Source organism: Sphaerotilus microaerophilus, assembly GCF_023734135.1.
In the GTDB taxonomy this organism is placed as follows: Bacteria; Pseudomonadota; Gammaproteobacteria; order Burkholderiales; family Burkholderiaceae_C; genus Sphaerotilus; species Sphaerotilus microaerophilus.
This window is the reverse complement of sequence record NZ_AP025730.1, coordinates 831,326-854,218: the sequence shown is the minus strand read 5'-3', so window position 1 is coordinate 854,218 and position 22,893 is coordinate 831,326. Positions and strand designations below refer to the sequence as shown.

The 22,893-nt window shown below is 71.7% G+C and carries 21 protein-coding genes and 1 riboswitch; of the genes, 15 read left to right on the top strand and 6 right to left on the bottom strand.

What is annotated here, in order from left to right; translation table 11 throughout:
* Positions 1 to 4: 4 nt before the first annotated feature.
* The 3 genes from NGK70_RS03680 to NGK70_RS03670 all read right to left on the bottom strand — a co-directional run bounded on the left by NGK70_RS03680 (position 5) and on the right by NGK70_RS03670 (position 2,959).
* Positions 5 to 874, bottom strand: a complete 870-nt coding sequence (locus tag NGK70_RS03680) for a branched-chain amino acid ABC transporter permease (RefSeq protein WP_251972024.1) — start codon at positions 872 to 874, stop codon at positions 5 to 7.
* A gap of 27 nt (positions 875 to 901) precedes the next feature.
* The gene (locus NGK70_RS03675) at positions 902 to 2,101 is read right to left on the bottom strand and encodes an ABC transporter substrate-binding protein (protein ID WP_251972023.1); all 1,200 of its coding nucleotides are present in this window, start codon (positions 2,099 to 2,101) and stop codon (positions 902 to 904) included.
* A 69-nt stretch (positions 2,102 to 2,170) separates the two neighbouring features.
* The gene (locus tag NGK70_RS03670; protein WP_428985600.1) at positions 2,171 to 2,959 is read right to left on the bottom strand and encodes a GntR family transcriptional regulator; all 789 of its coding nucleotides are present in this window, start codon (positions 2,957 to 2,959) and stop codon (positions 2,171 to 2,173) included.
* Positions 2,960 to 3,257: 298 nt separating this feature from the next.
* Here NGK70_RS03670 and NGK70_RS03665 point away from each other — a divergent pair, with 298 nt between their 5' ends.
* From NGK70_RS03665 to NGK70_RS03640, 6 genes are all read left to right on the top strand, one after another.
* Entirely contained in the window at positions 3,258 to 3,488 is a 231-nt protein-coding gene (locus NGK70_RS03665; RefSeq protein WP_251972021.1) for a hypothetical protein, read from the top strand.
* Positions 3,489 to 3,516: 28 nt separating this feature from the next.
* Positions 3,517 to 4,359: a hypothetical protein gene (locus tag NGK70_RS03660; protein WP_251972020.1), complete on the top strand. Its 843-nt coding sequence runs from the start codon at positions 3,517 to 3,519 to the stop codon at positions 4,357 to 4,359.
* Positions 4,360 to 4,482: 123 nt separating this feature from the next.
* Positions 4,483 to 6,117, top strand: coding sequence for a thioredoxin fold domain-containing protein (locus tag NGK70_RS03655; protein ID WP_251972019.1), 1,635 nt, complete (start codon positions 4,483 to 4,485; stop codon positions 6,115 to 6,117).
* A 146-nt stretch (positions 6,118 to 6,263) separates the two neighbouring features.
* Positions 6,264 to 7,070 carry an HDOD domain-containing protein gene (locus tag NGK70_RS03650; protein WP_251972018.1) on the top strand — a complete coding sequence of 269 codons (807 nt, stop codon included), beginning with the start codon at positions 6,264 to 6,266 and terminating at the stop codon, positions 7,068 to 7,070.
* 202 nt (positions 7,071 to 7,272) lie between these two features.
* The gene (locus tag NGK70_RS03645; RefSeq protein WP_251972017.1) at positions 7,273 to 8,865 is read left to right on the top strand and encodes a sensor domain-containing diguanylate cyclase; all 1,593 of its coding nucleotides are present in this window, start codon (positions 7,273 to 7,275) and stop codon (positions 8,863 to 8,865) included.
* A gap of 102 nt (positions 8,866 to 8,967) precedes the next feature.
* Positions 8,968 to 9,588 (top strand): glutathione S-transferase N-terminal domain-containing protein, encoded by a 621-nt coding sequence (locus NGK70_RS03640; RefSeq protein ID WP_251972016.1) that lies wholly within the window; start codon positions 8,968 to 8,970, stop codon positions 9,586 to 9,588.
* Positions 9,589 to 9,686: 98 nt separating this feature from the next.
* On the opposite strand, the gene NGK70_RS03635 is transcribed toward NGK70_RS03640, so the two are convergent.
* A complete protein-coding gene (locus NGK70_RS03635) occupies positions 9,687 to 10,748 on the bottom strand; it encodes a sensor histidine kinase (RefSeq protein ID WP_251972015.1) in 1,062 nt (353 codons plus the stop codon).
* A 226-nt stretch (positions 10,749 to 10,974) separates the two neighbouring features.
* A riboswitch (SAM riboswitch) is annotated at positions 10,975 to 11,050 on the top strand.
* 44 nt (positions 11,051 to 11,094) lie between these two features.
* On the opposite strand from NGK70_RS03635, the gene metX reads away from it, so the two are divergent.
* The 9 genes from metX (at position 11,095) to NGK70_RS03590 (ending at position 21,009) form a co-directional block, all read left to right on the top strand.
* Positions 11,095 to 12,228, top strand: a complete 1,134-nt coding sequence (metX, locus tag NGK70_RS03630; protein ID WP_251972014.1) for a homoserine O-succinyltransferase MetX — start codon at positions 11,095 to 11,097, stop codon at positions 12,226 to 12,228.
* Positions 12,225 to 12,809 carry a methionine biosynthesis protein MetW gene (gene metW, locus NGK70_RS03625; protein WP_251972013.1) on the top strand — a complete coding sequence of 195 codons (585 nt, stop codon included), beginning with the start codon at positions 12,225 to 12,227 and terminating at the stop codon, positions 12,807 to 12,809. The genes metX and metW overlap by 4 nt, the downstream gene beginning before the upstream one ends.
* Before the next feature lie 284 nt (positions 12,810 to 13,093).
* Positions 13,094 to 13,654 (top strand): hypothetical protein, encoded by a 561-nt coding sequence (locus tag NGK70_RS03620; RefSeq protein ID WP_251972012.1) that lies wholly within the window; start codon positions 13,094 to 13,096, stop codon positions 13,652 to 13,654.
* Between the two features lie 105 nt (positions 13,655 to 13,759).
* Positions 13,760 to 15,259 carry a M20/M25/M40 family metallo-hydrolase gene (locus tag NGK70_RS03615; RefSeq protein WP_251972011.1) on the top strand — a complete coding sequence of 500 codons (1,500 nt, stop codon included), beginning with the start codon at positions 13,760 to 13,762 and terminating at the stop codon, positions 15,257 to 15,259.
* Between the two features lie 173 nt (positions 15,260 to 15,432).
* Entirely contained in the window at positions 15,433 to 17,007 is a 1,575-nt protein-coding gene (locus NGK70_RS03610) for an ABC transporter substrate-binding protein (protein ID WP_251972010.1), read from the top strand.
* Between the two features lie 10 nt (positions 17,008 to 17,017).
* Positions 17,018 to 18,004 carry an ABC transporter permease gene (locus NGK70_RS03605; RefSeq protein WP_251972009.1) on the top strand — a complete coding sequence of 329 codons (987 nt, stop codon included), beginning with the start codon at positions 17,018 to 17,020 and terminating at the stop codon, positions 18,002 to 18,004.
* Positions 18,005 to 18,047: 43 nt separating this feature from the next.
* Entirely contained in the window at positions 18,048 to 18,959 is a 912-nt protein-coding gene (locus tag NGK70_RS03600; RefSeq protein ID WP_251972008.1) for an ABC transporter permease, read from the top strand.
* Positions 18,956 to 19,957 carry an ABC transporter ATP-binding protein gene (locus NGK70_RS03595; RefSeq protein ID WP_251972007.1) on the top strand — a complete coding sequence of 334 codons (1,002 nt, stop codon included), beginning with the start codon at positions 18,956 to 18,958 and terminating at the stop codon, positions 19,955 to 19,957. Before NGK70_RS03600 ends, NGK70_RS03595 begins: the two co-directional genes overlap by 4 nt.
* A 20-nt stretch (positions 19,958 to 19,977) precedes the next feature.
* The gene (locus NGK70_RS03590; protein ID WP_251972006.1) at positions 19,978 to 21,009 is read left to right on the top strand and encodes an ABC transporter ATP-binding protein; all 1,032 of its coding nucleotides are present in this window, start codon (positions 19,978 to 19,980) and stop codon (positions 21,007 to 21,009) included.
* A gap of 30 nt (positions 21,010 to 21,039) precedes the next feature.
* Here NGK70_RS03590 and NGK70_RS03585 read toward each other — a convergent pair whose 3' ends face one another.
* Both NGK70_RS03585 and NGK70_RS03580 read right to left on the bottom strand, forming a co-directional pair.
* On the bottom strand, positions 21,040 to 21,786 hold the full coding sequence (locus NGK70_RS03585; protein ID WP_251973669.1) for a 5'-methylthioadenosine/adenosylhomocysteine nucleosidase: 747 nt from the start codon (positions 21,784 to 21,786) through the stop codon (positions 21,040 to 21,042).
* Positions 21,787 to 21,924: 138 nt separating this feature from the next.
* Positions 21,925 to 22,818 carry a hypothetical protein gene (locus NGK70_RS03580; protein ID WP_251972005.1) on the bottom strand — a complete coding sequence of 298 codons (894 nt, stop codon included), beginning with the start codon at positions 22,816 to 22,818 and terminating at the stop codon, positions 21,925 to 21,927.
* Positions 22,819 to 22,893: the final 75 nt, after the last annotated feature.

The following is a 22,893-nucleotide window of genomic DNA, read 5'->3' as shown; positions in this document are numbered from 1 at the left end:
GCGCTCATCGCGCCTCCCGGGTGAACAGCCCCTGCGGGCGCCAGAGCAGGATCACGATCATCAGCGTGTAGACGATGAAGCCGCCCAGCTTGGGCAGGTAGTACTTGCCGAACACGTCGGCGATGCCCAGCAGCAGGGCGGCCAGCAGCGGCCCGGTGATGGACTGCGTGCCTCCGACCGCGCAGACGATCAGGAAATAGACCATGAACTTGAGCGGGAAGCTCGGGTCCAGCCCCAGGATGTCCGCCCCCAGCGCGCCGCCCAGCCCGGCCAGCCCCGAGCCCACCGCGAAGGTGAGCAGGAACACCCGGTTGACGGGGATGCCCAGGCCGGCGGCCACCGTGGGGTCGTCCACCGCCGCGCGCAACCGGCTGCCGAAGCGCGTGCGCGTCAGCAGCGCCTGCAGCCCCAGCGCCAGCGCCACGCAGACCACGACGATGAAGAGCCGGTAGGCGCCCACGCCCAGCATGGCCGCGCCGCTGCCAAACTCCCAGCGCTGGCGCAGCCAGTCGGGCAGCTGCAGGTTCTGCTGCGACGAGCCCATCGCGAAGTCCACCGCCGCCACCGCCATGAAGGTCAGGCCGATGCTGAACAGCACCTGGTCCAGGTGCGGCTTGCGGTACATCGGCCGGTAGACCGTGCGCTCCAGCGCCGCCCCGAGCAGCGCCGGCACCAGGAAGCAGACCGGCAGCGCCGCCAGGAAGGGCCAGCCGCCGCGCTGCATCAGCAGCACCAGCACGTAGCCGCCGGCCATCGCGAAGGCGCCGTGGGCCAGGTTGATGAAGTTCATCAGGCCCATCGTCACCGCCAGCCCCAGGGCCAGCACGAAGAGCAGCATGCCGTAGGCGATGCCGTCGAACAGCAGGGTCAGCATCGGTCGGCCCCCGTCAGCACGCGGCGCTCAACGATTCTTTCCGGGATCCTTGACGCCCTTCATCGCGTCGAACTCGACGTTGTAGAGCGCACCATTCACCTTCTCGACCCGGCGGATGTAGATGTCCTGCACGATGTCGCGGGTCTGCGCGTCGATCAGCACCTGGCCGCGCGGGCTCTCGAAGATCTGGCCCTTCATCGCCGCGAGCAGCGCCTCGCCGCTGGCGCCCTTGGTGGCCTCCAGTGCCTTGTAGATCACGCGCATGCCGTCGTAGCCGCCCACGGACATGAAGTTGGGGCGCATCTTCGGGTTGGCGGCCTGGAAGGCCGCGACGTACTTCTGGTTGGCCGGCGACTTGTGCGCCGCCGAGTAGTGGTGCGAGGTGACCACGCCCAGCGCCACGTCGCCCATGTCGGCCAGGATGTCGTCGTCCACCACGTCGCCGGTGCCGATCAGCTTGATGCCGGCCTTGTCGAGCCCGCGCTCGGCGAACTGCTTCATGAAGGCTGCGCCCTGGCCCGAGGGCAGGAAGACGAACACCGCGTCCGGCTGCGCGTCGCGCACCTTCTGCAGCACGGGGGCGAAGTCCGGGCTGCGCAGCGGGGTGCGCAGCTTCTCCGGCACGGTGCCGCCGTTGAGCAGGAAGCGGTCGACGAAGAACTTCTCGGCGTCGATGCCCGGGCCGTAGTCGGTCACCATCGTGACGGCCTTCTTGATCTTGTTCTTGGCCGCCCACTCGGCGATGCCGATCGCGGCCTGCGGCAGCGTGAAGCTGGTGCGGATGATGTACGGGCTGGCCTCGGTGATGCTGGACGTGGCCGCGGCCATCACCACCAGCGGGGTCTTGCCCTGCGTGGCCACGGGCGCGGCGGCCAGCGCCAGCGGCGTCAGGCCGAAGCCGGCCAGCGCCACCACCTTGTCGTTGACCACCAGCTCCTGGGCCAGGCGGCGGGTGGTGTCGGCCACGCCGGCGTCGTCCTTGACGATCAGCTCGACCGTCTTGCCCGCGACCTTGGCGCCGTTCTGCGCCATCCAGAGCCTGGCGGCGGCCTCGATCTGCCGGCCGGTGGAGGCAAAGGGGCCGGTCATCGGCAGGATCAGGCCAATCTTCAGCGCATCGGCCTGGGCAGCGGCGAAGCCGGGAGTCAGCAGGCCGGCGGCGGCACAGGCGATCGTACCGAGGGCCCCGAGGGCGCTGTGGGTGACAAGGCGGCGGGTGGTGGTCATGGCGGTCTCCTCTTTGTGTGGGGAACGGTCGTCCGGGATCGTCAGGCTTCGAACGTCAGGCGTCTTTGGTCAGACATCGGGTCGGCGCAGCAGGGCCGCGCCGGGCACCAGGCTCCAACCGGCGTGGTCGCCCAGGGCGCGCTCCAGGTTGCGGCGGGCCAGGCGGGCGTGTTCGCGCATCAGCGCCTCGGCCCGAGCGCCCTCGCGCAGCTCGATGGCCTCCAGCACGGCGTGGTGCTGCTGCTGGGCCAGGATGAGCATCTCGCGAGCACCGGGCTGGGACAGCTGCACGCCCAGGAAGGCACTCGGCGACGCAAACGGCAGGCTGCGTGCCCGCTCGACCTCGCGCTTGATCACCTCGCTGCCCGGCAGCTCGGACAGCAGCGCGTGGAAGCGCTCGTTGTGGGCGGCGTAGTCGGCAAACTCGGCCGCGCCGAAGCTGGGTGCCGCCAGCGCCTGGTCGATGGCCTGCAGGTGCTCGCGCGCCGCCGCCAGCAGCGGGGCCGGCGCGCCGCGTTCGGCCGCCAGGCGGACAGCCAGGCCCTCCGCGGTGCCACGCAACTCGATGGCGTCGCGCACGTCGTGGTCGCTGAAGTGACGCACACGGTAACCGCCGTTGGGCAGTCCCTCCAGCAGACCCTCCTGTTCGAGCCGCACGAGCGCCGTGCGCACCGGCGTGCGCGACACGCCCAGCCGCTCGGCCAACGGCACCTCCAGGATGCGCGTACCCGCTGGCAGCTCGCCGGAGAGGATCAACTCGCGCAGGCGCTGCTGCGCCAGCACGCTCTGGCTGGCACCGGCCTCGCTGGGGCGATCCGCACCGGCAAGCGAGGGGGGGGTGTCGTGGGGGGCTGCCATCATGTATACATTGTGTCGCCATATTGCATGGATTTCACCCATGCCAGGGGTAATCACCGAGCTTTATGTATCCAGCACAGGCATCAGGGGGGCATCACTCACCACCGCCCAATGCCCCCCACCAGGCGAGTCACCCCCCCATTTTGGGGGTGCCGACCGGGAGACACCCCCCAACAAATCCTCCCTTGGGGTGATACAGCCCAGCAGGCTGGCGGGCCAAGATCCGCTCCATGGCAGCAGACCACTGCCACCGCCCCGCAGCCTCCCCGCCAACCTGCCAGCCACCTCGGAGCACGCCATGACCCCCTTCACCGGCACCGACCTGATCGCCGAGACCGTGCGCATGGATGCCGCCCTGGCGCGCCTGCTGCGGGGCATGCCGACCCGTGCCGCCGAGCCGCGCAGCGAACCGGCCTGGGGCTGGCTGGACGGCGGCCCGAGCGGCGTGGGCCTGGAGATCACCGAACACACCCTGCCGGACGGGGTGGACTTCTTCTCCTTCCAGACCCTGGTGGGCGAGCTGCACTGAACCGTGCCGGCTGCGCTACGCTGCGCAGATGCCCGAGCGTCCCGTCGCCCCCCTTGCACCTCCCCCGGCAGATCCGCCTGGCCCGGCCATCGGCACCACCCACCGGCGGCGGTTGCGCGATGTCTGGCGATCGGCCGGATGGCCCTGCCAGGACGTGATCGAGGCGGAGCTGATCGCCGCCGGGCTGCTGGAGCGCCGCGAGGATGCGGCCGGGCGGCTGAGCGTGCGTGTCAGCGATGCGGGCATGCAGGTGCTGGCACAGACGGCCGAGCGAAACCGTGCGGCGCGCAGCGCACACGAAGCCCTGGTCGGCCAGGTGGCCACGGCATTGGCGCGCGACGGCCGCATCGCCTGGCGCGGCCTGGCGATGCGCGCGCGCGTCACCGACGACACGGGACAGCCGCGCTGGCAGATGGCGATGCCCGACGTCTATTCCGTGCGCCACACCAGCGTGGCGGCCTACCTGCAGCCGGTGGTGCACGAGATCAAGGTGCGCCGCGCCGACCTGCTGGCCGACCTGCGCCGCCCGGCCAAGCGGGCCGCCTACCTGCAGATGGCCGGGGCGCTGTACTACGTGCTGGCCGAGGGCATCGCCGAGGCCGCTGAAATCCCCCCCGAGTGCGGCGTGCTGGTGGCGCGCCGGCCGGCCCTGCCGCTGTCGAGGAGCCCAGGCCCGGACGCCGACGAGGCAGACAACGCGCCGATGCGGCTGGAACTGCTGCGCCCGGCACCGACGCGGGCCCTGCCGCACGAGGCCGGCCTGCCCTTTGCAGTCTGGATGGCGCTGGCACGCGCCACTCCCGTGGCCCAGGCCAGCGACCCCCAGCTCTGGCTTGGCGCCGATGCCGGGCGCGAATCGGACGCGGCCTGACGGGGGTGGCAGGACGGCCACTCTGCGGGTTTGCGCGGGACCTCACCCCCGCAAACCATCGGGGATGCCCCGGGATCGAGGGTAGCGACACCAGCACCGCCACGCTGCACAATTTGCAACGTCATGGCACGCACGTCGAACCGCCCGCCCTCTCCCCGCCCGACCCCGGCCGGCTGGCGCCTGGGTGCGCTGGCGCTGCTGGCCAGCGCGGCCCTGGCGCTGACCAGCGTCGACGCCACCAGCGCCTACACGCCCGCCATCGCCTGGCAGCAGGCACAGCACAGCAGCGATGTGGAGGCCGTCTTCGCCCAGGCCCGGCGCGAGGGCAAGCCGGTGTTCCTGTTCTGGGGCGCACAGTGGTGCCCACCCTGCCAGCAGGTCAAGGCCACGGTGTTCCGGCGCGTGGACTTCATCGAACTTTCGCGCGGCTTCATTCCCCTGTACATCGACGGCGACGCCCCCGGCGCCCAGCGGCTGGGCGAGCGCTTCCGGGTGCGGGGCTACCCGAGCATGCTGCTGCTGTCCCCCCAGGGCGAGGAGCTCACCCGCCTGCCCGGCGAGCTCGACGCCAGCCTGTACGTGAATGCGCTGCGCTCCGCACTGGGCGGCTCGGCCGCCCGCGCCGCCACCCGACCGACAACCGACGTGCTGGCCGCCGCCCTGGCCGGCCAGGCCCTCCCGGTGCACGAATGGCGGCAGCTCGCCTGGTATGCCTGGGATGCAGACGACCGCGACACCCTGCGCCCCGGCGACCGGGCGCGCGCCCTCGCCCACCTGGCCCAGGCCTGCCCGCCGGGCCTGCGGGCCACCCACACCCGGCTGCTGCTCAAGGCGGCCGCGGCGGCGGGTACCGCCGGCACCGCCGCTGCGCTGGACGCCGACCTGCGCAGCGCGGCCGGGGCGGCCTTGCTGCGCCTGCTGGGCGACGGCAGCAGTGCCCGCGAGCAGCTCGACCTGGTCAGCAATGACGCGACGGCGGTGCTGGCCGCCCTCAGCGTGGCCGGCAGCCGCGAACGCCAACAACTGCAGCAGACCTGGGACCAGGCGGCGCGCCGCCTCGCCGCCGATGAAAGCCTGCCCCGTGCCGACCGCCTGACGGCGCTGCAGGTGCGGGTGGAGCTGGCCACCCTCGGCCGGCCGCAGGGCGACGCCGATGTCCCGGCCGAACTGCGCAACGAGATCCGCCAGCTGGTGGAACGCTTCGAGCGGGACACGCCCGACCCTGGCGAGCGCCAGGCCGTGGTGCCCACGGCCGCGCGCCTGCTCGCCGATGCGGGCATGCCCGCCGAAGCCCGTGCCCTGCTCACCGCCAACCTTCCCCGCGCCGCTGCGCCGCACTACCTGATGGGCCAGCTGGCCAGCCTGGCCAGGGCCCAGGGGCAGATGAGCGAGGCGCTGCGCTGGTCCCAGCGCGCCTGGGAAGCCGCCCGCGGCCCGGCCACCCGGCTGCAGTGGGGCGCCAGCCACGTGGCCTGGCTGGTGCAGCTGGCCCCCGAGGACGGCGCACGCATCGAGGAGGCCACGGCCAGCGTGCTGGCCGAACTCTCCCAGCAGCACGACGCCTACCACGTGCGCAATGTGCGCGCGTTGCAGCGCATTGCCGCGGCCCTGCAAGGCTGGCAACAAACCACCGCCGACGGCCCCGCCCGGCTGCACCGTCTGGCCGAACAGCTGCGCCCGGTGTGCCGGCAGCAGCGCGCCGGCAGCAGCGCCCGGACCCAGTGCGAGGCGCTGCTCGACCCCCGCCCAAGCACCTGACGCGTGCCATGTCCGTGCGGCGGGCGTGACCGAAGTCCGCCGGGCCGGGCCCCACGGGCATCGGCCATGGCCGGATTGGTGCCGGAGTCTGCTGCAATCGCGCCAGGCCGGCGCCCTCCGCCGGCCCGTGCCCGACGAGGACCCCGATGCCCCTACCCGCCGCCCTGCGCCGACTCGACGCCGACCTGCCCGCCTGCCCGCGCACGCTGGTCCAGATGCTCGCCCTGCTGGAGCGCGAGGACGCCCCGCTGGGCGAGATGGCCGGGCTGATCGAATCGGACCTCGCCCTCGCCGCCGCGGTGGTGCGCACCGTCAACAGTGCCATGTTCGGCCTGCTTCGTCGCGTCGAGACGGTGGGCGAGGCAGTGCGTTACCTCGGCACGCGCGAGGTGGCGGCCATCACTTACGAAACGGCCCTGCGCGCCGCCTTCACGCCGTCGCCCGCGATGGACGCGCTTTGGCAGCAAGCCAGCCGCAGCGGCCTGCTGATGGGCCGCAGTGCACGCGCCCTCGGGCTCGATGGCCTGCACGCCCACACCGCCGGCCTGTTTGCCCACAGCGGCCAGGCGGTGCTGCTGGCCCATGCCCCGCAGCGCTATGGCGCCCTGCTGGCCGGCCTGGGGCACGACCGCGCCGCCCTGATCGCCGCGGAAACCGAGGCCTTTGGCGTCAGCCACGCCAGCTACGGCAGCGCGCTGTGCGCCGCCTGGGGGCTCGCCAACGACGTGGTGCACTTCGTGCGCGAGCGCGTCCGCCCCACCGACGCCTGGGCCGGACTCGACCCCCGCCTGCGCCGCCTGCTCGGCCTGGGTGCCGTGGTCGACGCCCTGCTGCAGGAGGAGGATCTGGAAGCCGCCGCCGAGCAGCTGGCTCCGGCGGGTGGCTGCCAGCGCGACGAACTGATCGACGCCGTCCAGCCGTCCTGGACCCGCCTGCAGGCCGCCCTGGCCTGATACCGCCCTGCCGGTCTGCTCCTGGCTCCCCCGGCCATGGGGTAGTCGCGCCCGATTCAGCAAAATCGTCAATTCCTGCACAGCCCCAAAGCCCCCCGACCGCGATACTTTGGCCCACAGGCCACATACAAATTGCGCGCGAGCCACCCAAGCGGTGCACCGCGTCCGAACGAAGATCCACAACGCATCGGGGGATGCCTGCATGACCAGCCTGCTCAGCCTGGATGAGCTCGACACCGCGTGCCAGGCGCAATGGCGCGAGGGTGCCCTCGATGCCTGCCGGCTCCTGGCCACCCAGCTGCGGCAGCGCGCCCGCGAGGTCGATGACACCGCACTGGAGGCCCGCGCGCTGCTGCACCTCGCACGCTGCGACCTGCGGGCCTGCAACTACCTGCAGGCGCTGGAATTCACCGACCACGCCACCCTGCTGCTGCGCCAGGACGGCGGCACCGACGGGGAGGTCGAGGCGCTCGCGCTGGGCTGCACGGCGCTCACGGCACTGCAGCGCCTGGACGAGGCGATTGCCACCGGGACCCTGGCGCTGACCTTGGCGCGCCAGGCACCGCAGCCGCTGGCCACCGTGATCGCCGCCGACCCGCTCGGGCTGGCGCTGGCCTGGAGTGGCCAGGTCGAGGCGGCCGAGCAGACCTTTGCAGAAGGCATGGACCGGGCCCGCGAGCGGGGCCGCGGCGACTGGCTGGCCCACCTGGCCATCCACCGCGCCTGCGGCAGGGCGCTGGCCACCGTGCTGACGCTCGATGACGAGCCCCGGGCGCAGCGCGCCAGCCTGCTCGATCGCCTGGGCCAGGGCATCGAAGACGCCCTGAGCAGCTGCGAGCGCAGCCCGGGCGTGCCGAACTCGGTCACCCAGCGCCCGGGGCGCTTCCTGCTCGGCTGGGTACAGGTGCTGCAGGCCTGCTGGGCCGGCGAGCCCGCCCTGGCGCAGCGGCTGCTCACGCAGATTCGCCCGCTGGTACACCGGGAGCGCGGCTGGCTCGACCTGCTGGCACTGTGCGCCAGCGCCGAAGTGGCGCGGGCCGCCGGCAGGCTGGAAGAGGCCGAAGCCACCGCGCGCGGCGTGATCACCGAGGCGCGCCAGCTCTCCCACCTCGCTCTGGCCGACCTCGCTGCCGGCCTGCTCAGCCGCGTGCTCGCGGCCCAGGGACGCCACGCCGCAGCGCTGGAGGTCGAGCGCGAGCGTGCCCGGTCCCGGCGGCAGGCCCGCGCGGCGGGGCTGGCGGCCCAGCGCCGAGGCGCCGAGGTCGACGCCGACCTGCGCACGCGGGCCCTCACCGCCGCCGCCACCGCGCTGCGCCCCAGCGAAGACAGCCTGACCGGCCTGGCCGACCGGCGCCAGTTCGTCCAACGCACGGAGTCCCTGCTGCTGCGCACCGACGTGGAGCGTGCGCGCTGCTCGGTCCTGCTGGTCGCGGTGGCCGACGCACAGGCCATGGCTGCACAGTTCGGCCCGCTGGTGCGCGACCGCGTGCTCTGCGCCGTCGCGGCCATGCTGCGTCAGCAGCTGCGCAGCGGCGACCTGCCGGCGCGCTGGACGCACGACGAGTTCGCCATCCTGCTGCACCGTTCCGGCCGCGAGGAGAGCAGCCGCATCTGCGAACGCCTCACCAGCGCCGTGAATGGGCACGACTGGTCGGCCATCGCCCCGGGCCTGCAGGTGCGGGTGCACAACGGCCACAGCCTGACCCGCTCAGGCGACACCGTGACGGCGTTGATGCACCGCTGTGACGACGCCCTGCACGCCAGCATGCGCAGCCGGCTGCAGGTCGTGGCCTGACGCGGTCCCGGACCGGCTTGGCAGCGCGCCTGCAACCACGCAGGCGGCTCGCTAGAATGATCCGAACCCCTGTCACGCCCCCCGGCCCACCCTGGTTCCTGCATGAGATTGATTGGCTCCCTCACCAGCCCTTACGTACGCAAGGTGCGTGTCGTGCTGGCGGAAAAGAAACTCGAATACAAGCTCGACCTGGATGATCCCTGGTCGGCTCAGCCGAAGGTGGTCGCCAGCAACCCGCTCGGCAAGGTGCCCTGCCTGGTGCTGGAAGGCGGCGAGGCGCTGTTCGACTCGCGGGTGATCGCCGAGTACGTCGATACGCTGTCCCCCGTGGGCAAGCTGATCCCCGAGCGGGGTCGCGAGCGCGCCGAGGTACGCACCTGGGAGGCGCTGGCCGATGGCGTGATGGACGCGGCGATCGCGGCCCGCATGGAGCTGAACTGGCCCGGCCGCCCGGCCGAGCAGCGCTGCCAGGCCTGGGTCGACCGGCAGCTGGACAAGGTCGACACCAGCCTGGCGTCGATGTCGCGCGCGCTGGGCGAGCGCAACTGGTGCGTGGGCCTGTACCTGAGCCTGGCGGACATCGCCTGCGGCTGCGCGCTGGGCTACCTCGACTTCCGCTTCCCGGAAATCGACTGGCGCAGCCGCCACGCCAACCTCGCCCGCCTGGCCGACAAGCTCGCACAGCGGCCCAGCTTCGTGCAGACCGCGCCCCCGACAGCCTGATGGGCTGACGCGGGAACGCCCTCCCTGCCCCCGGCTTGGCCTCGACGCAGGCCCATGTCGTCTTTGCCCCAGGGCCGGTCCCTCGGCCCTTCCGCCTTTCAGCGGCGGCTCGGCAGCGGCAACACCAGGTCGACGGTCCAGCCGCGCGCCTGTGCACCCGCTACCAGCTGCGCCCCCAGTTCCGTGGCTTGACGCTGCAGCCGCGCCCAGCCGAGCCCGCTGCGCAGCGGCGGCTGGGTGGGCGCAAACTCGGTCGGCGCCGGGCCGGGCGGATGGCCGTCGTCGCTGATGGCCAGCCGCAGGTGGCGGCCGGTTTCGCCGTCGAGCAGCTCCAGCAGCAAGCGGGCCTCGCTGGCGTCGCGGGCGTGGCGGGCGATGTTTGACAGCGCTTCCTGGGCGATGCGCTGCAGCTGCAGTGTGGTGTGCGCGCCCAACGTCACCTCCTCCACCGGCCCATGCAGCTCCCAGACCAGGCGGATGCCTGCGTCCGCCAGCATGGGCGCGGCGTGGTCGCGCAGGTCGGCCAGGGCCTGCACAAGCGGGGACCCCGACCCATCTTCGAGGTGGTCCAGCGACAGGCGCAGCTCCAGCAGGCTGGCCTCCACCTGGTGGCGCAGCTCGGCCAGCAGGCCGGGTGCCGCCTCGGGCAGCAGGGCACCGGGCTGGATGGGGATCTGCTGGGCCAGCGCCAGGGCGGCCACCAGCCGTCCACCGACGCTGTCGTGCAACTCGCGCAGCATCCGGGCGCGCTCGGCCCGCCGCGACACCGCCTGGTCATGCTGGAGCAGCCTTGCCCGGGTGGCCTGCAGTGCCGCCTCGGCCACCCGCAACCGCTCGGCCTGGCGACGCCGCCCGTTCGCACGCTGACGCGCCGACGCCTGCCAGCGCCAGGCCAGGTAGCCCAGTGCCACCAGACCGGCCAGCCAGACCAGCGCGAAGCTGGAGGTCGACGCCCGGCTCCATGCCGGCCAGGCGGCCACGCCGGCCAGGAAGACCAGCCCGCCGCCGAGCAGCCAACGCCCCAGCCAGGCCGCACCGCCGGCCGGACCCGCGGCCTGCACCGCAGCCCCGCCGGCCCAGGCCGTCGCGGGGACAGTGTCCTCGTCGTCGGTCGGCAGCGGGGCGACGATGGTCGGCTGCCAGCCAGGAATGGCGCTCATGGTCCGGATCCTTCACCCGTCTTGTCCTCTCCGCCTGTGCGGCTGCCGGTGCTCCGGCGACATCACACCAGCCGCTGACGCGCAGCGCCACGGGGACAAGAGCGTGAAAAGTTTGCACCCTCCGGCCGACCGGGGCCATCCCGGGTTCGTGGGGCGCCACCGCTGCCGAACACCCGGGCGTGCATCTGCCACCCGCCGGCCCCCGTGGCCGGGGGGCTGACCTATACTGCGGACCAGCGCCGATTTGATCCGGCTTGCGGGCGCTCTAGAAATGCCGCTAAAGAGGGGCCAACCGACCCGGTGTCCGCCCTTTGCGATGCCGGGTTGTTTTCTTGGCAGCTGTCCCATGGCATCCCTTGGCCACGTCACCCCCCAGTCCCTGCACTTTGCCGAACCGCTCGCGCTGCAAAGCGGCGCGGCGCTGAGCGACTACACCCTGGTCTACGAGACCTACGGGACGCTCAACGCCGATCGCAGCAACGCCGTGCTGGTCTGCCACGCGCTCAACGCCAGCCACCATGTCGCCGGCACGCACGCCGGCCTGGAGCGCAGCGAGGGCTGGTGGGACAACATGATCGGCCCCGGCAAGCCGCTGGACACCAACCGCTTCTTCGTCATCGGCGTCAACAACCCGGGCTCCTGCTTCGGCTCCACCGGCCCGATGCACCTGAACGCGACCACCGGCCGGCCCTACGGCGCCGATTTCCCGGTGGTGACGGTGGAGGACTGGGTCAACGCCCAGGCCCGCCTGCTCGACCGCCTGGGCATCGAGCGCCTCGCCGCGGTGATGGGCGGCAGCCTGGGTGGCATGCAGGCACTGAGCTGGACGCTGCAGTACCCGCAGCGGATGGGCCACGCGCTAGTCATTGCCAGCGCGCCCAACCTTTCCGCCCAGAACATCGCCTTCAACGAGGTGGCGCGCCGCGCCATCATCACCGACCCCGACTTCCACGGTGGCGACTTCTACGCCCACGGCGTCGTGCCCAAGCGCGGCCTGAGGGTGGCGCGCATGATCGGCCACATCACCTACCTGAGCGACGACTCGATGGAGGAGAAGTTCGGCCGCGCGCTGCGCAGCGCCGAGCTGGCCTACAGCACGCAGGAGATCGAGTTCCAGATCGAGAGCTACCTGCGCTACCAGGGCGACAAGTTCAGCGAGTACTTCGACGCCAACACCTACCTGCTGATCACCCGCGCGCTGGACTACTTCGACCCGGCACGCGCGCACGGCGGTGACCTGGCTGCCGCGCTGGCCCGGGCGCAGGCGAAGTTCCTGGTGGTGAGCTTCACGACCGACTGGCGCTTCTCGCCGCAGCGCTCACGCGAGCTGGTCAAGGCGTTGGTGGACAACCGGCGTACGGTCAGCTACGCCGAGATCGACGCACCGCATGGCCACGACGCCTTCCTGCTGGAAGACCCCCGCTACCACGCCGCGGTGCGCGCCTACCTCGAACACGTCGCCCAGGAGGTGCACGCATGAAGCCCGCCTCGTCGATCGACGCCATCGCGCGTCTGGTGCCGCAGGGCGCCAAGGTGCTGGACCTGGGCTGCGGCGGCGGCGTGCTGCTGGCACGCCTGGTGCAGCAGCAGGGCTGCAGCGGCTACGGCATCGAGCTCGATGACGCCAAGGTGCTGGAGTGCATCCAGCGCGGCGTCAGCGTGCTGCAGCTCAACCTCGAGGAGGGCCTGGCCATCTTCGAGGACGACAGCTTCGACGTCGTGCTGCAGCTCGACACGCTGCAGAACCTGCGCAACACCGAGGCCATGCTGCGCGAGACCGCGCGCGTGGGCCGCATCGGCATCGTCAGCTTTCCCAACTTCGCCCACTGGCCCAACCGGCTGAGCGTGCTGCGCGGGCGCATGCCGGTGACCAAGGCCCTGCCCTACCAGTGGTACGACACGCCCAACATCCGCGTGGGCACCTTCGCCGACTTCGAGGTGCTGGCCGGCCAGTGCGGCCTGCGCATCCTCGAAGCCTTTGGCCTGCACGAGGGCCGCGTGGTGGAGCGGCTGCCGAACCTGCTCGCCAGCACGGCGGTGTTCAAGTTCGAGCGCAGCTGAGGGGCTGCGGGCGCAACGGTGACCTGAGTCCCTCGGGGCCGGCACCGTTACGTGACGAGATGTAGCCGCCCCCGCAGCGTGTTCGTCGGTGCGCCGCCCACGTCAGCGGGGTCATGCACCCCCTGGCCGGGGGCGGTTTCGCACCGCTCGCCTGACCCGTAACTTACACGCCGATACGCGGGCGTCGTGAAGCCGTCACAGGATCCGCCCATCCTGCTGTGGCCACCCGTGACCGATCGCATCGTTCGCATCCCTACCGCAGCCACCCACCGAGGAGTCCGCCGATGCAGCCTGCCGCCCTCCCGCCAATTTCCGCCCTGCGCGCGCCGTCGACGCTCAGTGCGCCAGCGTTCACCCCGCCGCGCGTCGTCTGGCGGGCCGCAGTGAACCCCGCCTCGCCAGCCAGCCCTGCACGCGACGCCACCCCCTGGCTGTGCTGGCAGACCAGCAGCCTGTCGCTGGTGAGCCTGGCGGCCATGGACGGTGATCCGGTGGGCGATGAGCACCCGGCCCGCCGTCTCCCGGTCGACCTGGCCCGGGCCCTGGCCCACCTGCGGGACGCGGCCGCCGCGCTGGACTGGCCCGTCTTCGCCACCCTGCAACCGCGCGACGCCGGCCACCTCTGGCTGGTGATGGGCGCCAGCGCCGACACCACCACGGTGCTGCAACGCGACGACCACGCTGCCATCGAGCTGCCACTGACCCTGCAGCTCAAGCGCCGCCGCGACGGCGGCTGTGAAGCCCGCTGGCATGCCGCAGGCACCCTGACCGGCCGCGGCCTGCCGGACGGCCTGATCGCCCAGGTGGCACGCCTGCCGCGCCTGCTGGACCACGCCTGGCACTGACGAGGCCTTCGGCATGTCGACATGTCGGCATGCCCGGGCCTGGCGGCCTAAACTGGATGCCCCGTGCGGGTCACGCCGCATCGGTTGCCCAGGAGTCTGCCCGCCATGAACGCCCCCGAACGCCTGAAGCTGCCCGCCCTCGACACCGCCGCGCTGGCCGCGCACAGCGCTCGCGCCTGGGACGAGCAGATCGTCGCGCAGCTGGTCGACTACATCGCCATCCCGGCCAAGAGCCCAATGTTCGACCCCGACTGGCGGCAGCACGGCCACATCGAGCAGGTGGTGCGGCGCGCCGCCGACTGGGTGCAGGCCCAACAGGTGCGCGGCCTGACGCTGGAGATCGTGCGTCTGAACGACGAGCGCGGCCAGCCGCGCACGCCCCTGCTGTTCTTCGAGATCGCCGCCACCCGCCCCGAGCCGGATGCCGCCAGCGCGCCCACCGTGCTGGTCTACGGCCACCTCGACAAGCAGCCCGAGTTCAGCGGCTGGCGCAGCGACCTCGGCCCCTGGACGCCCAAGATCGAGGACGGCAAGCTCTACGGCCGCGGTGGCGCCGACGACGGCTACGCGGTCTACGCGGCCATCGCCGCGGTGCGGGCGCTGCAGGCCCAGGGCGCCACGCACCCGCGCATCGTCGGCCTGATCGAGACCTGCGAGGAAAGCGGCTCGGGCGACCTGCCACCCTACCTGGATGCGCTGCGCGAGCGCCTCGGCCAGGTCAGCCTGGTGGTCTGCCTCGACTCCGGCGCGGGCAACTACGACCAGCTGTGGCTCACCACCTCGCTGCGCGGCAACGTCACAGGCGCGCTCAAGGTGGAGATCCTCGCCGAGGGCGTGCACTCCGGCGACGCCAGCGGTGTGGTGCCGTCGAGCTTCCGCATCCTGCGCCACCTGCTCGACCGCCTGGAGGACAGCGCCACCGGCCACCTGCTGCCCGCCAGCCTGCACTGCGAGATCCCCGCCGACCGGCTCGGCCAGGCCCGTGCGACCGCCGCCATCCTCGGCGAGGCCGCCTGGCGCAGCCAGCCCTGGGCCTGCGGCGCCGACGGCGGCCCGACCCTGCCCACCACCACCGACCCGGTCGAGGCGCTGCTCAACCGCACCTGGCGGCCCACGCTGTCGGTCACCGGCGCGGACGGCCTGCCGGCGATCGGCCAGGCCGGCAACGTGCTGCGGCCCTGGACCGCCTTCAAGCTCAGCCTACGCCTGCCCCCGCTGGTGGACGGCCCGCGCGCCGCGCTCGAACTGAAGGCACTGCTGGAGGCCGATGCGCCCTACAACGCCCGCGTGACCTTCCAGCCCGACGGGCGTGCTGGTGCGGAGGGCGCCACCGGCTGGAATGCGCCGACCCTCAGCCCCTGGCTGGAAACGGCGATGCAGGCCGCCTCGCTGGCGCACTGGGACGCCCCGCTGGGCTACGTTGGCCAGGGCGGCACGATCCCGCTGATGAACCTGCTGCAGCAGGGCTTCCCGGCCGCTCAGATGATGGTCTGCGGCGTGCTGGGCCCGAAGAGCAACGCGCACGGGCCCAACGAGTTCCTGCACCTGGACTACGCCCGCCGGCTCACCGCCGCGGTGGCGCAGGTGCTCGCGGCGCACCCCTGAGCGCGCCGCGGCCCACCGCCGTGACATGGCGCGCACGCCATGGCCAGAGCAATGCCTTGCACGGCAGGATGTGCACGATTCGTGCACTGGTTTACGATCCGGTCACACTTGGGCGCCACGCGCTGTACACCGCGTGGCGTGTTCGTTTTCACCCTGAGACTCGAAGCCTGCCCATGATCCATCGCATCGCCTTCGCCGCGGCCCTGGCCGCCTGCACCGCCGCCGGCAGCGCCAGCGCCGCCACCTTCAAGTGGGCCAGCGCCAGCGACATCCCGACCTGGGACGTGCACTCGCAGAACAACGCGCTGGGCAACGGGGTGCACGCGGCGGTGTACGAGTCGCTGTTCTATTACAACAGCCGCACCTTCGCGCTGGAGCCGATGCTGGCCACCGGCTCCAAGCAGGTCAGCCCCACGCAGGTGCGCATCAGCCTGCGGCCGAACGTGAAGTTCCACGATGGTGCGGCCTTCAACGCCGACGACGTGGTCTTCTCGCTCAACCGCGCGATGGCCAAGACCTCCAACTACGGCGTCTACACCCAGGGCATCGACCGCGTGGTCAAGGTCGACGACCTGACGGTGGACATCTTCACCAAGGCGCCCAACCCGGTGCTGCTGCGCCAGCTCACCGAGCTGCGCATGATGGACCGGGACTGGTCCGAGAAGAACAAGTCGGTCGAACCCAAGGACGCCAAGACCAAGGACGAGAACTTCGCCCACCGCAACGCCAACGGCACCGGGCCGTATGTGCTCAAGAGCTGGGAGCAGGACGTCAAGCTGGTGCTGGCGAAGAACCCCAACTGGTGGGGCAAGATGGAAGGCAACGTCACCGAGGTCGTCTACACGCCCATCAAGTCGGAGGCCACCCGCGTGGCCGCCCTGCTGTCGGGCGAGGTCGACATGGTGCTGGACCCCTCGCCGGCCGACCTGCCGCGCCTGCGCAACGCCAGCAACCTGAAGGTGCTCGACGGCGCCGAGAACCGCACCATCTTCTTCGGCATGGACCAGTTCCGCGACGAACTGCCGGGCAGCAACATCAAGGGCAAGAACCCCCTGAAGGACCTCAAGGTCCGCCGTGCGCTCTACCAGGCCATCGACGTGCAGGCGATCGCCAAGACCACGATGCGCGGCCTGGCGCAGCCCACGGGCACGCTGATCGCGCCCCAGGTAAATGGCTGGACCAAGAGGGCCGACGTGCGCTGGCCCTATGACGTCGAGGCAGCGAAGAAGCTGCTGGCCGACGCCGGCTACGCGCAGGGCTTCGAGGTGGACTTCGCCTGCCCGAACAACCGCTACATCAACGACGAGGAGATCTGCCAGGCGGTGGCCGCGATGTGGGCCAAGATCGGCGTGAAGGCCAAGCTGCGCACCCTGCCGCTGACCACCTACTTCCCGATGATCCAGCGCTACGAGGCCAGCATCTACATGCTGGGCTGGGGCGTGCCGACCTTCGACGCGCTGTACTCCCTGCAGTCGCTGGTGCGCTCGCTGGGCGCGCAGGGCGATGGCAACTACAACGTCGGGCGCTACAGCAACCCGCAGATGGACGCGCTGGTCGAGCGCATCAAGAAGGAAGTCGACCAGAAGAACCGCAACGACCTGATCGAGCAGGCCCTGCTGCTCAGCCACCAGGACGTCTCGCACATCCCGCTGCACAACCAGGTGATCCCCTGGGCCGTGAAGAAGAACATCGACATGGTGCACCGGGCCGACAACCGCATCGAGATGCGTCTGGTGAAGGTGAACTGACCGGCCTCGCATGCTCGCTTTCATCCTGCGCCGGCTGGCGCAAGCGCTGGCCGTGATGCTGGCGGTGGCCTTCATCGCCTTCATGCTGTTCCAGTATGTGGGGGACCCGGTCACCAACCTGCTCGGGCAGGACGCCACCGCCGAGGACCGTGCCGCGCTGCGCTCCAGCCTGGGGCTGGATCAGCCGTTCCCGGTGCAGTTCGCCGCCTTCGTCGGCAACGCGGTGCAGGGCGAGTTCGGCATGAGCCTGCGCCAGGGGCGCAAGGTCTCGGCACTGATCGCCGAGCGCTTCCCGGCCACGCTGGAGCTGGCGCTCACCGCCGCGGTGATCGCGCTGGTGGTGGGCATCCCGCTGGGCGTGTACGCCGCGTTGCGGCGCGGGCGCTGGCTGGCCCAGGTGGTGATGATGGCGTCGCTGCTGGGCGTGTCGCTGCCCACCTTCCTGATCGGCATCCTGCTGATCCTGGTGTTCGCGGTGACGCTGGGCGTGCTGCCCAGCTTCGGCCGCGGCGAGGTGGTGCGCCTCGGTGGCTGGAGCACCGGTTTCCTGACGCTCGACGGCTGGAAGCACCTGGTGCTGCCGGCGGTCACGCTGTCGATCTTCCAGCTCGCGCTCATCCTGCGGCTGGTGCGCGCGGAGATGCTGGAGGTGCTGCGCAGCGACTACATCAAGTTCGCCCGCGCCCGCGGCCTGAGCGACCGCGCGGTGTACTTCGGCCACGCGCTGAAGAACACCATGGTGCCGGTGATCACCATCACCGGGCTGCAGCTGGGCTCGCTGATCGCCTTCGCGATCATCACCGAGACGGTGTTCCAGTGGCCCGGCATGGGGCTGCTGTTCATCCAGGCGGTGCAGTTCGCCGACATCCCCGTGATGGCGGCCTACCTCTGCCTGATCGCGCTGATCTTCGTGGTCATCAACCTGGTGGTGGACCTGCTGTACTTCGCGGTCGACCCGCGCCTGCGCATCGAGGGCGGCACCGGAGGCCACGGCTGATGCGCTGCCGACGTCCTGACGCCCCACTGGCTTCGTCCCGCCCATGAAAGCTGCCCTGCAACGCTTCTTTGCCGGCGACGTCTGGTACAGCTTCCGCCACTCGCCGGTGGCGATCGGCGCCGCGCTGGTGGCCGCCGTCTGCGTCTTCTGCGCCGTCTTCGCCGGCTGGGTGGCGCCGCACAACCCCTTCGACCTGGCCACGCTGGAGCTGTCGGACGCCCGCCTGCCCCCGGCCTGGGAGGAGGGCGGCCAGGCCCGCTACCTGCTGGGCACCGACGACCAGGGCCGCGACATCCTCTCGGCGCTGATGTACGGCGCGCGCATTTCGCTGTTCGTGGGCGGTGTGTCGGTGCTGCTGTCGGTGGTGGTGGGCGTCGGCCTGGGCCTGCTGGCCGGCTTCGTCGGCGGGCGAGTGGACGCCTTCATCATGCGGGTGTGCGACGTGATGCTGTCGTTCCCGCCGATCCTGATCGCGCTGCTCATTGACGGCGCCGGCCGCGCGATGTTCCCCGAGGCGGCGGAGCACCTGGCTTTCGCGGTGCTGATCATCGCCATCTCGCTGAGCTACTGGGTGCAGTACGCGCGCACGGTGCGCGGCTCCACGCTGGTGGAGCGCAACAAGGAGTACGTGCAGGCGGCGCGCGTGATCGGCGTGCACCCGCTGCGCATCATGTTCCGCCACGTGCTGCCCAACGTGACCGGCCCGGTGCTGGTGCTGGCCACCATCCAGGTGGCGCTCGCCATCATCACCGAGGCCACGCTGTCCTTCCTCGGCGTGGGCGTGCCGCCCACCCAGCCCTCGCTGGGCACGCTGATCCGCGTGGGCAACGACTTCCTCTTCTCCGGCGAGTGGTGGATCACCGTCTTCCCCGGCGTGATGCTGGTGCTGATCGCCCTGTCGGTGAACCTGCTGGGCGACTGGCTGCGCGATGCACTGAATCCCCGTCTGAGATGAGCGCCGTCACCCCGCCCCCCTTGCTCGACGTGCGCCACCTGCGCGTGGAGTTCCCGACTCGGCACGGCACGCTGCGCGCGCTGGATGACGTGTCCTTCGACATCCGTGCCGGCGAGGTGCTGGGTGTGGTGGGCGAGTCCGGCGCCGGCAAGTCGCTCACTGGCGCCGCGATCATCGGCCTGCTGGAGCCGCCCGGGCGCATCGCCGCGGGCGAGATCCGCCTGGAGGGCGAACGCATCGACCAGCTGCCGCCCGAGACGATGCGGCGCATCCGCGGCCGGCGCATCGGCGCCATCTTCCAGGACCCGCTGACCTCGCTGAACCCGCTGTACACGGTCGGCCAGCAGCTGGTGGAGACCATCCGCACCCACCTGCCGCTGTCCCAGGCGCAGGCCCGCGAGCGCGCCATCCGCCTGCTGCAGGACACCGGCATCCCGGCCGCCGAGGCCCGCATCGACCACTATCCGCACCAGTTCTCCGGCGGCATGCGGCAGCGGGTGGTCATCGCGCTGGCGCTGGCGGCCGAGCCGCGCCTGATCGTGGCCGACGAGCCGACCACCGCCCTGGACGTGTCGATCCAGGCACAGATCATTGCCCTGCTCAAGCGGCTGTGCCAGGACCACGGCGCGGCGGTGATGCTGGTGACGCACGACATGGGCGTGATCGCCGAGACCAGCGACCGCGTGGCGGTGATGTACGCCGGGCGCGTCGTCGAGATCGGCCCGGTGGCGGACATCATCCACCGCTCCGCCCACCCCTACACCGTCGGCCTGATGGGCTCGATCCCCGCGATGCACGAGGACCGCGAGCGCCTGCTGCAGATCGACGGCGCCATGCCGCGGCTGAACGCCATCCCGAGCGGCTGCGCCTTCCACCCGCGCTGCGAGCGGGCCGTGGCGCGCTGCCAGCGCGAGCGCCCCGAACTGGCCGACGCCGGCGCCACCCGGGCCGCCTGCTGGCTGCCCGTGAGCGTGGGCGTGAGCGGGGAGCGGGCATGAACGCAGGATCGACGACGACGATGACTTCGATCTCTGCAACGGCCCTGGCAGCCGCTTCGGCGCCCCCGCTGGTCGAGGTGCGCGACCTGGTGCGCCGCTTCGACGTCTCCGCCCCCTGGTTGAACCGCGTACTGGAGCGCCGGCCGCGCCAGTTCGTGCATGCCGTCGATGGCGTGAGCTTCACCATCGAGCGGGGGCGCACGCTGGCCCTGGTGGGCGAGTCAGGCTGCGGCAAGAGCACCGTGGCCCGCCTGCTGGTGGGCCTGTACCGGCCCTCGGCCGGCTCGGTGCACTTCGACGGCCAGGACACCACCCACGGCTTTGCCGGTGCCGAGGCGCGCACCCTGCGCCGGCGCATGCAGATGATCTTCCAGGACCCCTACGCCAGCCTCAATCCGCGCTGGAAGGTGCTGGACATCGTCGGCGAGCCGCTGCTGGAGCACCGGCTGGCGACCGAGCGCGGCGAGCTGACGCAGCGGGTGGGCGAGCTGCTGAAGTCGGTGGGCCTGGCGGCGGCCGACGTCGACAAGTTCCCGCACCAGTTCTCCGGCGGACAGCGCCAGCGCATTTCGATCGCCCGGGCGCTGGCGACGCGGCCGGAGTTCCTGGTCTGCGACGAGCCCACTTCGGCGCTGGACGTGTCGGTGCAGGCCCAGGTCCTCAACATCATGAAGGACCTGCAGCGCGAGCGGGGGCTCACTTACCTCTTCATCTCGCACAACCTGGCGGTGGTGCGCCACGTGGCCGACCAGGTGGGCGTGATGTACCTGGGCCGGCTGGTGGAGCTGGCCGACAAGCGCGCGCTCTTCGAGGAGCCGCGCCACCCGTACACCCGCATGCTGCTGGACGCGATTCCGGACCTGCGGCGCACGGGCCAGACCCGCACCCCCGTGCAGGGCGAGGTGCCCAATCCGCTCAATCCGCCCAGCGGCTGCTCCTTCCACCCGCGCTGTCCGCTGGCCAGCGCGCGCTGCCGGCAAGAGCGCCCGGCGCTGCAGACGCTCGGCGGCGTGCGCATCGCCTGCCACGCGGTGGAGGAAGGCCGCAGCTGAGCGGCGTTCGCGCGCCCCGGGCGATGGGCTTCAGCGCCCGGGCAGTGACTGCAGCCAGCGCCCAACGATCGCGGCGCTGGCGTGCGAGGCCACCACCTCGATGAAGCGCATGAAATCGACGTGCGCGCTGTCATCGGCGCGGTCGGAGATGGTGCGCAGCACCGCGAAGGGCAGGCCGAGGTCATGGCAGACCTGCGCCAGGGCGGCGCCCTCCATCTCCACCGCCAGGGCGGCAGGCAGGGCCGCCTGCAGCGCCACGCTCTCGCCCGCCGAGGAGACGAAGCGGTCCCCGCTGACGATCAGGCCCTGGTGCAGAGCGGGCTCATGCACGCCCAGGGCATGCACCTCGTCGGAGAGGCCGGCCGCACCGTAGTGCCCCGGCTCGGCCAGGACCTGGGCGGCGGCGGCGGCAAGGGCCTCGCTGAGCGGGGCATCGGCAGCGAATTCGCTGCGCCCGGTGAGCGGCACCTCCCAGCGCGGGAACAGCGGGGAGGCGTCCATGTCGTGCTGCAGCAGGCTGCCAGCCACGACCACGTCGCCCACCCGCACGCCGGGGGCCAAGCCCCCCGCCACGCCGGTGAACACCAGCCTCTGCACACCGTATCGCTCGGCGAGCAGCACCGCCGTGGTGGCCGCCGCCACCTTGCCGATGCCGCAGAGCACCAGCACCACCGGCTCGCCATGCAGCCTGCCGACGTGGAAGCGTCGCCCGGCGTGGGCCTGCACGGTGAAGTCCCCATCAAGGTGGGCCAGCAGCGCGGCCAGCTCCTGCGCCATCGCCGCGACGATGGCCGTGCGCGGCCGTACCGCGGTGGACGGACGCTCTGTCACAGGGACAGCAGGAGCGGAAGCAGGGACAGGGTCAGGAGAGCCGGGATCGGGGGGCGTGGGCGCATGGGTAGGCATGCGCGCAGCTTAGCCGCTGCCAAGACGCAGGGCGCGCTCCACCATGCGGGCGGTGGAATCGCCGCGCACGCGCCGCACCTCGATGAGGAAGGCCCCTGCCACCGCCTCCAGCTCGATCACGTTGCGTGCCCGCTCGATGCGCAGGGTGTAGCGGTAGCCCTTGAGCAGGCCCAGGGTTTCGCGCACCAGTGCGTTCAGGCTGTCATAGAGCTCGCTGTAGTCGAGGCCGGTGCGGCCGACCGGGCGGCCACCCGCGTCCAGGGGCACGAAGCCGGCAGAGTCCTCGCCCGGCCAAGTCGAGGGCGGCACCGACATCACGCCGGCCTCGCTGGCCGCCGCCTTGGCCACCGCCGGCGCACGCGCCACGGCGGACGACGGGCTCGCCACCGCAGCAGGCGCCGCCCGCCGAGGCACAGCACCTGTCGTGGTCGGTGTGGTGCGCAGGCCGGGGCGGCCGAGCGGCGCACCCGACGTATCACCCCAGGTGGAATCCCCCCCCAGCGAAGCCAGCATCGTCGGCAGCGACGCCCCCAGCGAGGCCATGTGACGGGGCTCTGCGCCAGGGGACGGGAGGTCACCCAGCTCGCTGAGCCGCCCCGGTCGGGTCCAGGCGGCGGGCAGCGCCGACGGCACGCCGGACAGGGTCGCAGGCGCCGTCGTCACGCTCAGGCCAGCCAGCTCGCTGTCCCCAGGAGCCCGGCCCAGGCCCGGCTCGATCAGACCCAGCTCGGCCAGCGCAACGGCATCGGCCAGCGAGGCCCCCTGGATCATTCCAACCCAGTCGCGCACGCTGCGCGTCCCGTCGATGATCAGCAGCAGGTTGCGTGCCACACGCGGCAATCCCAACCGGCGTTCGCGCAACTCGCGCCGGCCTGCATCGGTCTTGCGGAAGAACTCAGCCATGGGACGGGATCATGCCTGCAACCGCCTGATCCATGAGCAACATTGCGCAACTGCAAGGCCTCTGAGAGCGCCCCA

What these genes read in the sequence shown, in the direction of transcription:
- metX (WP_251972014.1), top strand. Translation starts at nt 11,095, where the DNA reads ATGGCATCCCTTGGCCACGTCACCCCCCAGTCCCTGCACTTTGCCGAA.
- NGK70_RS03635 (WP_251972015.1), bottom strand. Translation starts at nt 10,748, where the DNA reads ATGAGCGCCATTCCTGGCTGGCAGCCGACCATCGTCGCCCCGCTGCCG.
- NGK70_RS03610 (WP_251972010.1), top strand. Translation starts at nt 15,433, where the DNA reads ATGATCCATCGCATCGCCTTCGCCGCGGCCCTGGCCGCCTGCACCGCC.
- metW (WP_251972013.1), top strand. Translation starts at nt 12,225, where the DNA reads ATGAAGCCCGCCTCGTCGATCGACGCCATCGCGCGTCTGGTGCCGCAG.
- NGK70_RS03660 (WP_251972020.1), top strand. Translation starts at nt 3,517, where the DNA reads ATGCCCGAGCGTCCCGTCGCCCCCCTTGCACCTCCCCCGGCAGATCCG.
- NGK70_RS03655 (WP_251972019.1), top strand. Translation starts at nt 4,483, where the DNA reads ATGGCACGCACGTCGAACCGCCCGCCCTCTCCCCGCCCGACCCCGGCC.
- NGK70_RS03640 (WP_251972016.1), top strand. Translation starts at nt 8,968, where the DNA reads ATGAGATTGATTGGCTCCCTCACCAGCCCTTACGTACGCAAGGTGCGT.
- NGK70_RS03585 (WP_251973669.1), bottom strand. Translation starts at nt 21,786, where the DNA reads ATGGCGCAGGAGCTGGCCGCGCTGCTGGCCCACCTTGATGGGGACTTC.
- NGK70_RS03590 (WP_251972006.1), top strand. Translation starts at nt 19,978, where the DNA reads ATGACTTCGATCTCTGCAACGGCCCTGGCAGCCGCTTCGGCGCCCCCG.
- NGK70_RS03665 (WP_251972021.1), top strand. Translation starts at nt 3,258, where the DNA reads ATGACCCCCTTCACCGGCACCGACCTGATCGCCGAGACCGTGCGCATG.
- NGK70_RS03595 (WP_251972007.1), top strand. Translation starts at nt 18,956, where the DNA reads ATGAGCGCCGTCACCCCGCCCCCCTTGCTCGACGTGCGCCACCTGCGC.
- NGK70_RS03605 (WP_251972009.1), top strand. Translation starts at nt 17,018, where the DNA reads ATGCTCGCTTTCATCCTGCGCCGGCTGGCGCAAGCGCTGGCCGTGATG.
- NGK70_RS03645 (WP_251972017.1), top strand. Translation starts at nt 7,273, where the DNA reads ATGACCAGCCTGCTCAGCCTGGATGAGCTCGACACCGCGTGCCAGGCG.
- NGK70_RS03600 (WP_251972008.1), top strand. Translation starts at nt 18,048, where the DNA reads ATGAAAGCTGCCCTGCAACGCTTCTTTGCCGGCGACGTCTGGTACAGC.
- NGK70_RS03615 (WP_251972011.1), top strand. Translation starts at nt 13,760, where the DNA reads ATGAACGCCCCCGAACGCCTGAAGCTGCCCGCCCTCGACACCGCCGCG.
- NGK70_RS03675 (WP_251972023.1), bottom strand. Translation starts at nt 2,101, where the DNA reads ATGACCACCACCCGCCGCCTTGTCACCCACAGCGCCCTCGGGGCCCTC.
- NGK70_RS03620 (WP_251972012.1), top strand. Translation starts at nt 13,094, where the DNA reads ATGCAGCCTGCCGCCCTCCCGCCAATTTCCGCCCTGCGCGCGCCGTCG.
- NGK70_RS03650 (WP_251972018.1), top strand. Translation starts at nt 6,264, where the DNA reads ATGCCCCTACCCGCCGCCCTGCGCCGACTCGACGCCGACCTGCCCGCC.
- NGK70_RS03680 (WP_251972024.1), bottom strand. Translation starts at nt 874, where the DNA reads ATGCTGACCCTGCTGTTCGACGGCATCGCCTACGGCATGCTGCTCTTC.
- NGK70_RS03580 (WP_251972005.1), bottom strand. Translation starts at nt 22,818, where the DNA reads ATGGCTGAGTTCTTCCGCAAGACCGATGCAGGCCGGCGCGAGTTGCGC.
- NGK70_RS03670 (WP_428985600.1), bottom strand. Translation starts at nt 2,959, where the DNA reads ATGGCAGCCCCCCACGACACCCCCCCCTCGCTTGCCGGTGCGGATCGC.